The sequence below is a fragment of the Kitasatospora sp. MAA4 genome (genome assembly GCF_029893355.1).
GTDB lineage: Bacteria > Actinomycetota > Actinomycetes > Streptomycetales > Streptomycetaceae > Kitasatospora.
Genome location: NZ_JARZAI010000001.1, coordinates 1 through 15,033 on the forward strand (window position 1 = coordinate 1; position 15,033 = coordinate 15,033).

The 15,033-nt window shown below is 72.6% G+C and carries 8 protein-coding genes; 2 read left to right on the forward strand and 6 right to left on the reverse strand.

Going from position 1 to position 15,033, the window contains the following annotated elements; all coding sequences use genetic code 11:
* Window positions 1-245: 245 nt before the first annotated feature.
* Complete coding sequence (locus tag P3T37_RS00005) at window positions 246-965, forward strand: spermidine synthase (RefSeq protein ID WP_280721235.1); 720 nt, start codon at window positions 246-248, stop codon at window positions 963-965.
* Here the strand turns inward: P3T37_RS00005 and P3T37_RS00010 are convergent.
* From P3T37_RS00010 to P3T37_RS00020, 3 genes are all read right to left on the reverse strand, one after another.
* Window positions 935-3,043, reverse strand: a complete 2,109-nt coding sequence (locus P3T37_RS00010) for an MMPL family transporter (protein ID WP_280721236.1) — start codon at window positions 3,041-3,043, stop codon at window positions 935-937. The two genes, P3T37_RS00005 and P3T37_RS00010, sit on opposite strands and share 31 nt — an antisense overlap.
* Window positions 3,044-3,105: 62 nt before the next feature.
* Window positions 3,106-4,041 (reverse strand): deoxyribonuclease IV, encoded by a 936-nt coding sequence (locus P3T37_RS00015; protein ID WP_280721237.1) that lies wholly within the window; start codon window positions 4,039-4,041, stop codon window positions 3,106-3,108.
* Between the two features lie 93 nt (window positions 4,042-4,134).
* Window positions 4,135-7,620: a S8 family serine peptidase gene (locus P3T37_RS00020; RefSeq protein WP_280721238.1), complete on the reverse strand. Its 3,486-nt coding sequence runs from the start codon at window positions 7,618-7,620 to the stop codon at window positions 4,135-4,137.
* Between the two features lie 311 nt (window positions 7,621-7,931).
* Between P3T37_RS00020 and P3T37_RS00025 the strand changes: the two genes are divergently transcribed.
* Window positions 7,932-9,458, forward strand: coding sequence for a fatty acyl-CoA synthetase (locus P3T37_RS00025; RefSeq protein WP_280721239.1), 1,527 nt, complete (start codon window positions 7,932-7,934; stop codon window positions 9,456-9,458).
* A 7-nt stretch (window positions 9,459-9,465) separates the two neighbouring features.
* Here P3T37_RS00025 and P3T37_RS00030 read toward each other — a convergent pair whose 3' ends face one another.
* The 3 genes from P3T37_RS00030 to P3T37_RS00040 form a co-directional block, all read right to left on the reverse strand.
* Complete coding sequence (locus P3T37_RS00030; protein ID WP_280721240.1) at window positions 9,466-12,489, reverse strand: SpoIIE family protein phosphatase; 3,024 nt, start codon at window positions 12,487-12,489, stop codon at window positions 9,466-9,468.
* A gap of 216 nt (window positions 12,490-12,705) precedes the next feature.
* A complete protein-coding gene (locus P3T37_RS00035; RefSeq protein WP_348533200.1) occupies window positions 12,706-13,632 on the reverse strand; it encodes a peptidase in 927 nt (308 codons plus the stop codon).
* Window positions 13,632-14,948 (reverse strand): VWA domain-containing protein, encoded by a 1,317-nt coding sequence (locus tag P3T37_RS00040; RefSeq protein WP_280721241.1) that lies wholly within the window; start codon window positions 14,946-14,948, stop codon window positions 13,632-13,634. Before P3T37_RS00040 ends, P3T37_RS00035 begins: the two co-directional genes overlap by 1 nt.
* Between the last annotated feature and the right edge of the window lie 85 nt (window positions 14,949-15,033).

The window sequence follows — 15,033 nt, forward strand, 5'->3', positions numbered from 1 at the left end:
CGAAGCAGTCACCATCGCGCCGCACCACAAGACCGCCCCGATCAACCCACCCGTCACGCTCAGGCGATCCTGGGACTACTAAGTCACTGGTATTGTGCCTAGCTCTGGTTTGGCCCGACGTTGCGTCAGCCGACCGGGTCACCAGGGGTAGGAGAACGCCCCCAGCCTCGGGCCGCGGTGGATTACTCGCATGTCAGACTTCGTGATCACAGCAGTGTGCAGGAGTAGTGATCGGAGAACACCAGGTGAGTGCCCGTTTCGAGGAGCTCGACTGGCGGCAGACGCCGCTCGGGGAGCTTGTGCTGCGTCGGAGGTGGTATCCCGGGGTGGGGCGGGATGTGTACGAGATCAAGTTGAACGAAGAGTTCCTGATGTCGAGCCTGTTCACCGTCGCCGAGGAGGAGTTGGCGCACCTGGCGCTGGCGGAGCTGACGGGGACGGGTCTCGATGTGGTGGTCGGCGGGCTGGGGCTCGGATGTACTGCGCTCTCCGTCCTGGAGAGCGAGAAGGTCGCCTCGCTGGTGGTGGTGGACGCGCTCGGTGAGGTGATCGAGTGGCACGAACGCGGGCTGCTGCCCGGCGGGGTGGCCGCGGACCCGCGGTGTCGGCTGGTGCAGGGCAACTTCTTCGCGATGGTCGGCTCGCCGCAGGGGCTCGACCCGGAGACTCCCGGCCGGCGGTTCCACGCGATCATCGTGGACATCGACCACTCGCCGCGCCACTTCCTGCACCCGGAGAACGCCGCGTTCTACCAGCCCGAGGGATTGCAGCGGCTGCACGAACACCTGCACCCGGGTGGGGTGTTCGCGCTCTGGTCGAACGACCCGCCGGACGAGGAGTTCATGGCGGTCTTCGCGCAGAGCTTCACCGAGGTGCGGGCGGAGGTCGTCAGCTTCGACAACCCCCTGCAGGAGCGCACGTCGACGAACACCGTCTACCTCGGCCGTACTCCGGCGGCCGGATAGGTCACCGGCGCTGCCGCCGGTCTGCGGGACAGGGCGCTCGGCCACCAGATACGGCCGCGCAGGTCGATGGTGAGGGCGGTGACCAGGACCGAGCGGACCACCAGGGTGTCCAGCAGCACGCCCAGCGCCACCGTGAAGCCGATCTCCGCGAAGCCGACCACCGGCAGCGTGCCGAGCACGGCGAAGGTGCTGGCCAGGATCAGGCCGGCCGAGGTGATCACGCCGCCGGTGGCCGCCAGGCCGGCCACCGCGCCCGCACGGGTGCCGCGGTGGCCGGACTCCTCGCGGACGCGGGTCATCAGGAAGATGTTGTAGTCGATGCCGAGGGCCACCAGGAAGACGAAGACGAAGAGTGGGAACGCCTGGTCCTGGCCCTGGAAGTGGAAGAAGTACTTGAAGGCGAACGCGCTGATGCCCAGCGCCGCCGCGTAGGAGAGCACCACGGTGGCGATCAGCACCAGCGGCGCGACCACGGCCCGCAGCAGGGCCGCCAGGATGACCATCACCACGGCCAGCACCAGCGGGATGACCACCTTGTTGTCGTGTGCGGCGGCCCGCCCGGCGTCCAGGATCACGGCCGTGGTGCCACCGACCTTGGCGTTGGAGTTCGGGACGGCGTGCACGGCGGTGCGCACCCGGTCGACGGTGTTCTTGGCGGCCGAGCTGTCCGGCGGCGCCGACGGGGTGGCCTGGAGGTAGGCGAGGCCGTTCTTGACCACCGGCACGGTGGTGCTCGCGATCCCGGCGGTGTTCTGGGTGGCGGTGCGGACGGCACCGGCCGTGTCGGCCGTGCTGATCAGCACCAGCGGCGCGCCGGTGCCGCCGGGGAAGTGCGCGTCCAGCACCTGCTGGCCGACCACCGAGTCCGGCTTGTTGGTGAAGGTCCCGGCGGTGCTCAGGCCGTTGGCGTTCAGCGTGACCAGGCCGACGGCGCAGGCGGCCAGCGCCAGGCCGGTGCCGACCCAGACCTTGCGCGGACGGCGGCTGATCCAGGCGCCGACGTGCGCCCAGCGCCCGGTGCGGGTCGGCTCGGGGCTCCCGTACACGGGCTTGACCGGCCAGAACACCCAGCGGCCGAGGATCACCAGCAGGGCGGGCAGCAGGGTCAGCATCGCCAGCAGTGCCACCAGTACGCCGATCGCGCAGACCGGGCCGAGCCCGCGGGTGGAGTTCATCTCGGCGACCAGCAGGCAGAGCATCGAGGCGACCACCGTCGCCGAGCTGGCCAGGATCGCCGGTCCGGCCCGGTGCAGGGCGAACGCCATCGCCTCGTGCCGGTCCTCGTGGCGGCGCAGCTCCTCGCGGTAGCGGGCGGTGAGCAGCAGGGCGTAGTCCGTCCCGGCGCCCAGCACCAGGACGATCAGGATGCCCGCGCTCTGCGCGTTGACGGTCAGGCCGGCGTGTTTGGCGAGCAGGTAGATCAGCGCCTCCGCGGTGGTCAGCGCGATGCCGGCCGAGATCAGCGGCAGCATCCAGAGCACCGGGCTGCGGTAGGTGAGCAGCAGGAGCAGGATCACCACGCCGACGGTGCCGAACAGCAGGGTGCCGTCGATGCCGGAGAACGCCTTGGACTGGTCGGCGCCGACCCCGGCCGGGCCGGTGATGTGCACGGCCATCCCCTGGCTGGCGGCCGTCGCGGTGGCGCGCATGCTGTCGACGGCGGGCTTGAGGTTGTTCCAGCCGTTGGTACCGATGTTGACCGGGACCACGGTCTGCATCGCCTTGCCGTCCGCCGAGGTCTGCGGGCCGACGATCGGGCCGAGCACGTGCGGCGCGGTGGCGAAGGCGGCGGCGTCCTGGACGGCCTTGGCGTGGTCGGCGGGGCTGATCCCGCCGGGCGCCTCGTAGACCACCACGGCCTGGGCGGTCTGGACCGGTTGGAAGGCCTGCTGCTCGTTGAGCACCTGGGTGGACTCGGCGTTGCGGGGCAGCCAGCTGGAGGCCTGGTTGTTCTCGGCCCCCATCAGCTTGCTCGCCAGCGGTCCGAGCGCCACCACCAGCACCAGCCAGATGACCAGGACGACCCATTTGCCGCGACGACCGCACGGCAGGGCGGCGAGGTTTCGGGTCGGGCTCATCGAGGTGCCCCCTAGCGGGTGGTCCGGCACGGTTCCCGTTCCACGATTCCACCTGAAGGGGCTCAGCGCAGTGCGGCCCGTGCCCGGAGCTCCTTGAGGCGGCGGACGTCGGCGGCGTGGCCGAAGCCCTCGGCGGCGCTGCGGTCGGGGGTCTCCAGGATCAACGGGACGCCCTCGGTGGCCGGGTGGGCGAAGAGTTCGCCGAAGGGGTCCGCGCCGATGTGGCCGTCGCCGATGTTGGCGTGCCGGTCCTTGCGGGCGCCTACCACGTCCTTGGAGTCGTTGGCGTGGATCAGCCGCAGCCGTCCGGGGCCCATCGAGGACTCCAGGACGTCCAGCGCCGCGCCGACCCCGCCGGGGGCGGCCAGGTCGTGCCCGGCGGCGAAGGCGTGGCAGGTGTCCAGGCAGACGCCGACCCGCGGGTGGTGGTCCAGTGCCTCGGCGTAGGCGGCGAGGTCCTCCAGGCGGGAGCAGAGCGAGCGGCCCTGCCCGGCGGTGGGCTCCAGCAGCAGCCAGGGGGCGTCCTCACCGAGGGCGTCCAGTTCGTCCAGCAGGGGCAGGACGTCCGTGCGGACCTGGGCCATCGCCTCGGCGTAGCGCGAGCCGCCGTCCGGCGCGGTGCCGACGGCGGAGCCGGTGTGCACGACGACGCCCAGCGCGCCGATCGCGTGGCCGCGCAGCAGCGAGTGGCGCAGCGAGGCGGTGGAGCGTTCGCGGGTCGCGGCGCTGTCCGAGCCGAAGTTGATCAGGTACGGGGCGTGCACGTACGCGGGGATCGACCGCTCGGCGCAGGCGGCGCGGAACGCCTCGTCCTGGGCGGGGTTCCCGACCGGGGTGGCCCAGCCGCGCGGGTTGGCCACGAAGACCTGTACGGCCTCGCCGCCGATCTCCTGCGCGTAGGCGAGCCCGGTGCCGACCAGCCCGCGTCCGGCGACCGGGACGTGTGCGCCGATCGGGTTGCGGCGGGCGGCGGGGCTGGGCGGGGGAGCGGCGTTCATGCAGGTGAGGATGTCACGCCCGCCCGAACGCGGCCGAGGCCGCCCCGGTCTCCCGGGACGGCCTCGGCTTCTCAGCGAGTCAAACAGGAACTACTAGTTCACCGTGTAGCTGTACGGGATCGCGGCGAGCACGGAACCGGTGGTCCCGAGCGCGCTGTTCGCGGTGGCCGTACCGGCCGGGCCGGAGACCAGGTACAGCACGCCGTGCACGGTGCTGCCCTTCGCGCCGGTCGGCGTGATGGTGACCTGGAGGGTGCCGGTGGCACCCGGCGCGACGACCACGGGGGTCGGCTGCGCGGCACTGGCGTTCACGGCGAGGGCGAACGGGTCACCGGTGCTCGAGGTGAGCGCCGAGTCGAACGCCTGGGTGTGGGCGGTCGCGGTGACCGTCGAGGTGCCCGCCGGGGCGCCCGCGTTGGTGAACGGGCCGATCTGCTGGACGTAGGTGCTCCAGAAGCCCGACACGATCGGCTGCGAGGCGCTGCCCGCGTCCGTGACGACCGAGATGGTGTTGCCGCCCTGGGCCTTCGTGAGGTCACCGAAGAGGTCCGGCGAGCCGGCCGTTCCGGAGAGCTCCAGCTGGGCCTTGGTGGAGGAGGCGGCCACGCCGGTCAGCTTCGTGGTGCCCGGGGGCACGATGAAGCTGGGGACGGCGGAGGTCGGGGTCAGCGGCAGGGCCACCGTGCCCGAGGTGCCGACCGGGACCAGCGGGAGGTCGACCAGGTTGGTCAGTCGGCCGTCCGCCTGGAGCTGCTGGGTGGCACCGGTGTTGTTGGTGTAGTGCACCGTCAGCGCGGTCGGCTGACCGGCCTTCAGCTTGGTGCCGGTGCTGTTCGGCAGGCCGGGCGCGGTGGCCTGGTCCTGGTCGAAGCCGATCTTGCCGGTGTACGTCTGGCTGAGCTCGGAGCCGGAGACCGGGTTGAGCACGACCACGACGAAGCGCCAGCGGCCGGCCGCGGGGTTGACCGCGGTGGTCGAGACGCCGAGACCGGTGCTGGTGACGGTGCCCTGGGCGTTGATCTGACCGTTGGACTCGATGTCCGCCGGGGTGCCGTTCGGGGTGATCAGGGCGCCCTGGAGGAGCAGGTTCGGGTCCTTGCTCAGGGTCAGGCCGACCTGGATGTCCTTCTTGCCCTTCGGGACGTCGAACGCGTAGGTGAAGCTCTGCGCGGGCGACGAGGCGCGGCCGTTGCCACCGGTGATCGAACCGGTGAAGGTGCCGCCGTTGTTCGAGGTGTCGACCAGGCTGCGCAGGATGACCGGCACGCTGGTGGTGGCACCGTTGGAGCTGGCGACCACGATCGACTGAGCGGCGTCACCGCTGCTCGCCGGGGTGGTGAGCTGGACGTGCAGGGTCTTGCTCTGGCCGGGGGCCAGGTCGGTGACCTGCGGGCTGACCTGGCCGGCCTGAACCGCACGCTGGGTGGCGGTGTCGAGCTGGACCGGGCCGGTGAAGCCGGCGGTGCCGGCCGGGGTGTAGAGGATCCCGGTCCAGGTACCGGCGGCCGGGCTCGGAACGTCGACCAGGCCGAAGTTCGGCGAGACGGCGCCGCCCTGCGGACGGGTGTTGGTCTCGTAGCGCCCGGACGGGTCGATCAGCGTCAGGCGGACCACCGGGGTGACCGAGGAAGCGCCGTTCTGCTGGGCGGCACCCTGCCACGCTATTGACGCAGCGAGCCGGTCGGCGCCGGCCGGGACGTTGAACGTCACCTTGTGCGACACCCAAGTGGCGCCGTTGGTGGCGTACTTGAACGTCGGGTCGGTGGTGGAGTTCAGCGCCACGGTCTGCACCGCGTCGGACTGCGGGGCGAAGGTGCGGGTCGAGCCGCTGACGGTCGCCGGCTTGCTGCCGGTGTTGACCACGGTGACGTTCGCGGTGTGGGTCGAGCCGGCGGTGCCGGTGATGTCGACCTGGCCGGAGGTGACGGCGACAGTCTGGCTCTTGTCAGCGCCGGTGCCCGCCTGGTAACCCTCGGCGGCCTCGGCCGCCGCACGCACGTTCAGCAGACCGGCGCCCTGCTCCTGGGCCGGCAGGCCCAGGTCCTGGGCGGTGCCGGTGAGCAGCGCCTTGACCACCGCGGGGGTGGGCGAGGTGCCGTGGTGACCGTTGCGGTAGGCCTCGATGACGACGGCGGCAGCGCCGGCGGTCATCGGGGCGGCCTGGCTGGTCCCGCCGAAGGGCTGGATCGAGGCCGGGCCACCGTTGTAGTTGGTGCACTCGGTGTACTTGCTGGTGTCGGGCGAGCAGAGCGCCCAGTCCGACTCACCGGGGGCGACGATGTCGACGGTCTTGCCGGCCTGGGTGATGCCGCCGGAGGAGAGCGCCGAGATGCGGTTGTTGGCCCAGGTGCCGTTCGAGAACTGCGCAGCGCCGTAACCGGTCTGCTGGTAGTTCTCGTTGTCGGTCGAGGCGCCGGCGGAGATCACCAGCGGGTCGGCCGACGGGGTGCCGATGGTGCCGTTCACGCCCGCGTCGCCGCTGGAGACCGTCACCGTGACGCCGGCCTTGACCGCCATGTCGTTGAAGAGCGAGATGGTGTCGTGCGCGCCGCTGTCCGGGACGATGTTGCTGCCGAACGACTCGTTCAGCACGTCGACGTGCGCCACCGAGACGGCGTAGTCGATCGACTGAAGGATCGCCGAGTTCGGGAACAGGTCGCCGCCGGCCTTGAGGGCCACCAGCGAGGCGCCGGGCGCGATGCCCTTGACCGTGATGTTGCAGCCCGCGGGGAGCGGGTGGCTGGCGTTGACGAACTTCGAGACGTCGTAGACCTGGCGGCCCTGGGCGATCATCGCGGAGGCGTCACCGAAAGCCTCGGCCGCGCCGCTGGGCGCGTCCCAGCCGTCACCGGAGAAGTCCTGGTGATCGATGATCGCGCTCTTGCCGTTGGCCCGGGTGAAGTCCGGGTTGTTCACGTCCAGGCCGTCGGCGATGTAGGCGACCTTGACGCCGGTGCCGTCGGCCAGCTCGCTCGCGCCGGGGGCGCCGGGGGCGCTGGCGGTGTGCGTGGAGTACAGCGCCTCGGGCTCCAGCAGCGGCTTCGACGGGTCGGTCGGGCAGACCGTGTTCGTCGCGTTCTCGTTGCTGGGCGCGGCGGGCGCGGCCTTGGCGGCCGGTGCAGCGGCCGGGGCCTTGACGCCGGTGGCGGCGGTGGCGGGGGTGGCCGCGGTGGTCGGCGGGGTGACCGTGACGGTCTCGTCCGCGACGACCGAGGCGACGGCCGGGTCGGCCGCCAGCGAGGCGCGCAACGCCGGGCTGACCGTGGCGGAGAACGCGTTCCCGACCACGAAGCTCTTGACGTTGGTGCCGCCGTTGGCCTTGACCCGCGCCAGCAGCGGGGCCTGGGCGGAGGCGGTGCGCTGCTTGCGCGCGCCGAGGTGTCCGGCGTCGGCCGGGACACTGGTGATCTGGTCCTTCAGAATCACAATCACCGGGGCCGGTGCGCCGCTCTCCGAGAGCGACTGCGCGCTCGGTGCGGAGGGCAGCGGGGCGCCGTTCGCGCTGGTCCCGATAGCCAGGACAACAGAGGCGGCGGTGAGAGTGACGGCTGCTAGCTGAGCTTTACGCCAGCCGATCATGAACATCCCTTCGTCTGATAAGACGTCAGGGGGCCTGTTCCGGAGCGCGCATCCGGGGTCGGACGCGTGTCTGCTCCTGGAACGCCCGTCCCGACAAGCTCACGCATTCCAGCGCACTTACCGCACCAAGACAAGGGGGTAAAGAGGACGATGTGTCGAGAGCGGGCCGTGGGGCTCGTCCGATAAACGGTCAAATGCAGTTCAGTTGGGGTGTACTGCCCTCGCGGGCAGTGTTGCAAATTGATCAAGCCGACACGCGAGGTTCACACGACAGAGGGGTGACGTGCCCGGATCCGGATATACCCACGGGCATGGACCTCCACCACACGAGCACCATTCCGGACGCCGTCCGCCGCTCGGCGGCCCGCACGCCGGAGCGCGTCGCGCTGCACTTCGAGGATCGCCACTGGACCTACCGCGAGTTGGACGACGCCGTCACCCGCGCGGCCCGCCACCTGCTCGACCGCGGCCTGCGCAAGGGCGACCGAGTGGCCGCCTTCGGCCGCAACTCGGACATTTACCTCATCCTCTTCCTCGCCTGCGGCCGGGCCGGCCTGATCCACGTACCCGTCAACTACAACGCCACAACAGCCGAATTGCACTATTTCGTCACCCAGTCCGGCAGCGCCGCGCTGCTCTTCGACGCGGACTTCGCCGACCGGGTGGCCGACCTGCCGCCCACCCCCGCGGTGAGCTGCCGGGTCACCCTGGAGGAGCTGCTCGACGCGGCCGCCACCGGCCCGGTCCCGGTGGTCGACGTCCCCGTGGACGACCGCGACCTGGTCCAACTGCTCTACACCTCGGGCACCACCGCGGACCCCAAGGGCGCGATGATGACCCACCGCGCGCTGCTCCACCAGTACCTCTCCTGCGTGGTGGCGCTGGACCTGCGGGAGTCCGACCGGCCGCTGCACGCGCTGCCGCTCTACCACTCCGGGCAGCTGCACGTCTTCCTGATGCCCTGCCTGCTCCTTGGCACCGTCAACCGCCTGGTCCGCGCGCCCGAACCCGCCGACGTGCTGCGCCGGATCGAGCGGGAGGGCCTGACCAGTTTCTTCGCGCCGCCGACGGTCTGGACGGCGCTGGAGGCCCACCCCGACTTCCGCACCGCCGACCTGAGCACGCTGCGCAAGGCCTACTACGGCGCCTCGATCATGCCCGCGCCGGTGCTGGAGCGGCTGCGCGCGGCGCTGCCGGCAACCGGCTTCTACAACGCCTTCGGCCAGTCCGAGGTCGGCCCGCTGACCACCGTGCTGCGCCCCGAGGAGCACGAGTCGCGCCCGCACTCGGCGGGCCGTCCGGTGCTCTTCGTGGAGGTCAGGGTGGTGGCCGAGGACGGCGGCGAGGCGGGGCCCGACGAGGTGGGCGAGATCCTCTACCGCTCGCCGCAGCTGTGCACCGGCTACTGGGACAAGCCGCGGGAGAGCGCGGAGGCCTTCGACGGGGAGTGGTTCCACTCCGGCGACCTGGTGCGCCGGGACGCCGAGGGCTACGTCTACGTCGTCGACCGGCTGAAGGACGTGATCAACACCGGCGGCGTGCTGGTGGCCTCGCGCGAGGTGGAGGACGTCCTCTACGGGCATCCGGCGGTCGCCGAGGCGGCGGTGATCGGCCTGCCGGACCCGCACTGGGTGGAGGCGGTGACCGCCGTGGTGGTCTGCCACCGACCGGTCTGCGCCGAGGAGTTGATCGCCTACGCACGCGAGCGGCTGCCCGCCTTCAAGACCCCCAAGGCGGTGCACTTCACGGACGCGCTGCCCAAGAACGCCTCGGGCAAGCTGCTCAAGCGCGAGCTGCGCGAGCGGTTGACCGGCTCGGCGGCGCGCTGGGCCGACTGAGGGCTCCTCACGCCTGAGCGGTGCCCGGCGGCAGTTCCAGCTCGAACCAGACGACCTTGCCGTGCCGGGTGCCGCGGCTGCCCCAGCGGTGCGCCAGGGTGTTCACCAGGTGCATCCCGCGGCCCCCCTCGTCGTCCTCCAGGGCGCGGCGCATCTTCGGCGCGTGGCTGTCGACGTCGGCCACCTCCACGGTCAGCGCCCGGTTGCGGAACAGCCGCAGCTGGGTGGGCGCGCCGGCGTGCACCATGGCGTTGGTGATCAGCTCGCTGGTCAGCAGCTCGGTCTGGTCGATCAGAGCGGCCAGGCCCCAGCCGCGCAGGGTGGCACGGGTGAACCGCCGGGCGTGGCCCACCAGCGCGCGGTCCTTGGTGAGCGAGAGGGTGGCGAGCCGGTCCGAGCCGATCGCCCGGGCCTGCGCCATGATCACCGCGATGTCGTCCTCCCGGGGCCCGGTGATCAGGGTGGACAGCACGGCGTCGCAGCTCTCCTCCAGCGAGCCCCGCTGCTCGGCCACCGTGCGGCGCAGCACCTCCATCCCGGCGTCCAGGTCGCGGTCCCGGCGCTCGACCAGGCCGTCCGTGCAGAGCACCAGCAGGCCGTCCTCGGGGAGGGTGAACTCCACCGTCTCGAACGGGACCCCGCCGACCCCCAGCGGCGCCCCGGTCGGCAGGTCGAGCACCCGCACGGTGCCGTTCGGCCCGCTCACCACCGGCGGCAGGTGGCCGGCGCAGCAGGCCGTGCAGACCCGGTCGACGGGGTCGAAGACCACGCAGACGCTGGTGGCGAACTGTCCCTCGCCGACCGTCGCGGCGGCCTCGTCCAGCCGCCGCATGACCCGCGCCGGATCCATGTCCAGGGTGATCAGTGTCCTTGCCACGGTGCGGAGTTGGCCCATCGTCGCGGCCGCCCGCAGGCCGTGCCCGGTGACGTCGCCGACCACCAGGGCGACCCGCCCGCAGGACAGCGGCACGACGTCGAACCAGTCGCCGCCCACCTCGCTCAGCTCGCTGCTGGGCAGGTAGCGGTAGGCGATGTCCAGGCCGAGCGTGGGGTGCACCTCCTGCGGCAGCAGGCTGCGTTGCAGGGTCAGCGCGGTGTCCCGCTCGCGGCGGTACAGCCGGGCGTTGTCCATGCAGACGGCGGCCCGCGCGGCCAGCTCCTCGGCCAGCGCCACGTCCGCCGGACCGAACGGCTCCGGGTTGTTGCGCAGCCGCATGAACTCCGCCCCGCCCAGCACCGCGCCGCGGGCCAGCAGCGGCACCATCAGATAGGAGTGCAGCCCCGAGTCCAGGGCCGGCTGGACCCGGTCGGGGGAGGCGACGATCCGCGCCAGGTTCTCCTCGTTGACGTGCGCGACCAGGATCGACCGGCCGCTGCGCAGGCTCTCGGCGTACAGCCGGGCCGACTGCGACACCCCGCCCACCGGGTCCGCGGCGCCGGTCAGCAGGCCGCCGGGGGCGTACTCGCCGACCGCGACCGCGCGCATCGTGATCGATCCGGAGGACGGCACCGGCGCGGTCTCCTCGCCCTCCAGCACCGACTCCATCAGGTCGACCGTGACGAAGTCGGCCAAACGGGGGATCACCACCTCCACCAGCTCCTCGGCGGTGCGCCGCAGGTCCAGCGTGGCGCCGATCCGGGTGCTCGCCTCGGCCAGCAGCGCGAGCCGCTGGTGGGCGGCGTGCGCCTCGTCCAGCGCCTGCTGGCGGGCCTTGGCCGCGTCCCGCTCCAGGGTGTAGAGGCGGGCGTTGTCGATCGAGACGGCGGCCCGGGTGGCCAGCTCCGCGCCGAGCGTGATGTCCTCCTCGGCGAGCGACTCGCGGTCGCCGCGCCGCGAGTAGACCACCATGCCGAGCACCGCGCCGCGGGCCACCAGCGGCGTGACGTGCACCGAGCGCGAGATGTTGCGCAGGTAGGCCCGCATCCGCGGCTCGGCCGCCTTCGCGGTGAGCGGCGGCAGGTCCCAGGAGGGCACCACGACGGTCTGGCCGCTGGCCATCGCCTGCGCGTACGGCGAGTCCGGCGGTATCTCGTACAGCGCGTCGGCGGGCAGGTCCCCCAGCGGGTAGGCGGAGTCGGTGGTGGCCACCGCCAGGCGCCGCACCCGGTCGCCCGGGGCGGCCGGCTCGCCGCTGACCAGCCGCTCCAGCACGAAGACCCCGCTGACGTCGGCCACCCGCGGCACCATCGCGTCGGCCAGCTCGCGGGCGGTGCGCCGCAGGTCCAGCGTGGTGCCGATGGAGGCGGTCACGTCGACCAGCAGCGCCAGGCGCTCGGTCGCCCTCGCGGCCCGCTCCTCGGCCTTGAAGCGCTCGGTCACGTCGACGATCGTCGAGCTGAGGCCGAGCACCTGGCCGGGCGGGTCCTCCAGCCGGAAGTAGGAGGCCGACCAGGCGTGGTCGTGCGTCGGGTCACGCGGTGTGCGCCCGTGCGAGCGGGCGTCGATCACCGGCTCGCCGGTGGTCAGCACGTGCCGCATCACCGCCTCGACCTCCGCCGCGTTGATCCCCGGCAGCACCTCGGTTATCCGGTGGCCCACATGCGCCGCGACCGGCAGCCCGTTCACCTCGGCCAGCGCATCGTTGAGCCGGACGAAGCGCAGCTCGGGGTCGTAGACCGCCATCCCGATCGGGGACTGCGTGAAGAAGCCGTCCAGCAGCGCCAGGTCCCCCTGGAGGCGGCGCACCGTGGTGACGTCCGTGACCACCGCGAGCACCAGGGGGCGCCCGCCGAGGCCGCTCACCAGGTGGGTGCGGAAGGCCAGCAGGACGTGGTGCCCGTCGCGGTGGCGCACCGGGTAGACGCCGGACCAGGGGTGGCCGTGCAGGATCTGCTCGAACAGGGCCAGGACCTGCGGGCGGCGGCTCTTGCTGACCAGCAGCTGCGCGGCCGACTGCCCCAGCGCCTCCTCGGCGGTGTAGCCGAGCAGCTCCTCGGCGTCGGCGCTCCAGTGCACGATCCGCCCGTTCGCCTCGACCAGGGCCGTCGCGACGGGCAGCATCAGCCGGCTGTCCAGCTGCTCCGGCTCCACGTCCTCCGGTATGTCCGGGTTCGGTGTGTCCGGGCGTACGGGATCGGCGTCCGCCGCCGTGCGGCGAGCGCCCGCGCCATCCCTTGGCTGGTCTGCCTGCATCCCAGGACCCCGCTCGGAGGTGACCGCCCCGCCCAGCCATTTTCGCACGGGACGCCGGTCTCGCAGGGCGCGCGGCGGCGGGCTCACGCCCCCCGCCGCACGCCGCTGTGCCGGTCAGCCCCGGGTTGCCTCGGCGTACCGTTCGTGCTGCTCGGACGCCCCCGGACGGTACCCGCCCGGGCGGCGGGAGCGGCGCGGGTGGCGGGTGATGCTGTACCCCGCGACGCCGGCCAGCGAGGCCAGCGCGCCACCGGCCAGGGTCCAGCCCCAGCGGGTGTTCCACTGGGAGAACCAGTCGGAGTACCAGTGCGAGGCGGCGGCCGTCGGCGCGGCGGCCCCCAGCTGCCCGGCCGCGGTCGGACTCGGGACGGCGGTCGGCGCCGCCGTCGCGTCCGGCGCCAGGGTGGCGCCGGCGTTCACCGGCGGCACCAGGGCGGCCTTCAGCGCGCCGCCCTCCGGCTGCGCCGCGTCCGCGCCGCCGGTGCTGGCGATGTGCAGCTGCGCCTGGGCCGGCAGACCGAAGTCCTGGGTCGGGGCGTCGGTCGCCGACAGCTTGACGTAGTACGTGCCCGGCAGCGGGTCGCCGGACCACGGTTCGGCCCAGGAGCGGATCTGACGCAGCGTGCAGGTGGTCGTCAGGGTGGCCGCGGTGGGCGCGGCGGTGGCGCTCTGGGTGCCCGCGGTGCAGGACTGGCGGCGGCGCAGGCCGTCGAAGACCTCCGTCGTCCAGGTCTGCGGCCCGTGCCGGTCGGCGGCGGCCGGCAGGGTGACCGTGACGGTGACGGTCGGGGTCTGTCCCTCGGCGGCGGCGAAGGACCAGTACAGGTAGTCGCCGATGCCGGCGTCCACCGAGGCGTCCTGACCGGGCGCCAGCGAGGTCGCGGTCAGGAACGAGTTGCCGGCGGTGCTCGCCGGAGCGGCTGGACCGCTCGAACTCGGGGACGGGGAAGGGGAGTCGGCGGAGGCCGCGGCTGCCGGCGCGAGGGCCAGCAGGCCACCGGCGAGCAGGGCGGTCCAGACAGCGGTTGTCGTACGCATCATCAGTTCTCCCGCCAGACAGCGATCCGCCAGCGTGCGACCCAGCCGAAGAGCAGCCCGCAGACCAGCCCGGCGCCGGTCAGCACCAGCAGCAGCGTCCAGCCGCGGCCCAGGCCCAGCACGGGTCCCTCGGGCGCGGGCGAGGCGGCGGTGAGGCCGACGGTCAGCTCCAGCGGCAGGCCGGGGTCGGTGGCCACGCCGGGCTGCGGCGCGAGCGAGTTGCTGACGACCAGGCAGACGTCGCCGCCGGCCGTGGTAGTGGACGTGGGGGAGGGGGACGGCGAGCCCGTGGCGGCCCAGCGCAGACCGGTGGAGACCACGTCGGTCCGGCCGCTGCCGGCGTCCGTGCCGCGCACCAGTTCCTGTCCGCCCGCGTCGGTGGCCTGGAGCAGCACCCCGTAGTCACGGGCCACCGCCCGGTCCAGCGAGACGCTCACCGAGGCGCGCAGCTCCTGGCCCGGCTGGACCGGCACCCGGTAGTAGCGGTGCTCGGAGAACTTCTCCCGGTCGCTGTAGACGCCAGGGGCCAGCACCGGCGCGCTCGCGCAGGTGGCGGCGCCGGTCGCGGCGGCCGGGGTCTGCCGGTAGGTGTTGTCGGCCTGGCCGACGATCTCCTTCAGCTTCTTGCTGAGCTGCTCCTGGGTGCGCACGTCGGTGTACGTGCCGCCGGTCGCGTTGGCGATGCAGAGCAGCTGGTTCTTGACGCCGTCGTCGTGGGCCAGGCCCAGCGTGTCGATCACCAGGTGGATGCCCTGGGCGGCCAGCTGACGGGCCACGTCGCACGGGTCGGGCGGCGCGCAGTCGTCCTCGCCGTCGGTGATCAGGACGATCCGGCGGGTGGCCTGGCCGGGACCCAGGTCCTGGGCGGCACCGCGCAGCGCCAGGCCGATCGGGGTCCAGCCGGTGGGCCGCAGGGTGGCGACGGCGGTCTTCGCCTCGACCTTGTTGGTCTTGCCGACCGGGTAGAGCGACTGGGTGTCCAGGCAGCCCTGCGCCTTGTCGTTGCCGGGGTAGGTGGCGCCGAGCACCCGGATGCCGAACTCGGTCTCGTCCGGGAGGGCGTCGACCACCTCGTCCAGCGACTGCTGGGCGACCGAGATCCGGCTGCGGCCCTGGATGTCCTGCGTCCGCATGGACCCGCTGTCGTCCAGGATCAGGTCGACCTTGGGGGCCTCGGTGGTGGCGGTGGTGGCGGGCGGCGGGCCGCCGGTGGGTTCGTCGGCGAGGGCCGGGCACCCGCTGAACAGCGAGAACCCGGTTATCGCCAGGGCGGCCAGCAGGCTGGGGAGCCTGGCCGCTTTGCGTCGGTTGATGATCACGGCCCGCATCTTATGGATCATCAGTTCGGCTTGGCCAACCGGAGCGGGGGCCACCGCTGATGGCGCGCCAGTGGGAGTTCTGTCA

What these genes read in the sequence shown, in the direction of transcription:
- P3T37_RS00010 (WP_280721236.1), bottom strand. Translation starts at nt 3,043, where the DNA reads ATGAGCCCGACCCGAAACCTCGCCGCCCTGCCGTGCGGTCGTCGCGGC.
- P3T37_RS00020 (WP_280721238.1), bottom strand. Translation starts at nt 7,620, where the DNA reads ATGATCGGCTGGCGTAAAGCTCAGCTAGCAGCCGTCACTCTCACCGCC.
- P3T37_RS00025 (WP_280721239.1), top strand. Translation starts at nt 7,932, where the DNA reads ATGGACCTCCACCACACGAGCACCATTCCGGACGCCGTCCGCCGCTCG.
- P3T37_RS00035 (WP_348533200.1), bottom strand. Translation starts at nt 13,632, where the DNA reads ATGATGCGTACGACAACCGCTGTCTGGACCGCCCTGCTCGCCGGTGGC.
- P3T37_RS00015 (WP_280721237.1), bottom strand. Translation starts at nt 4,041, where the DNA reads ATGAACGCCGCTCCCCCGCCCAGCCCCGCCGCCCGCCGCAACCCGATC.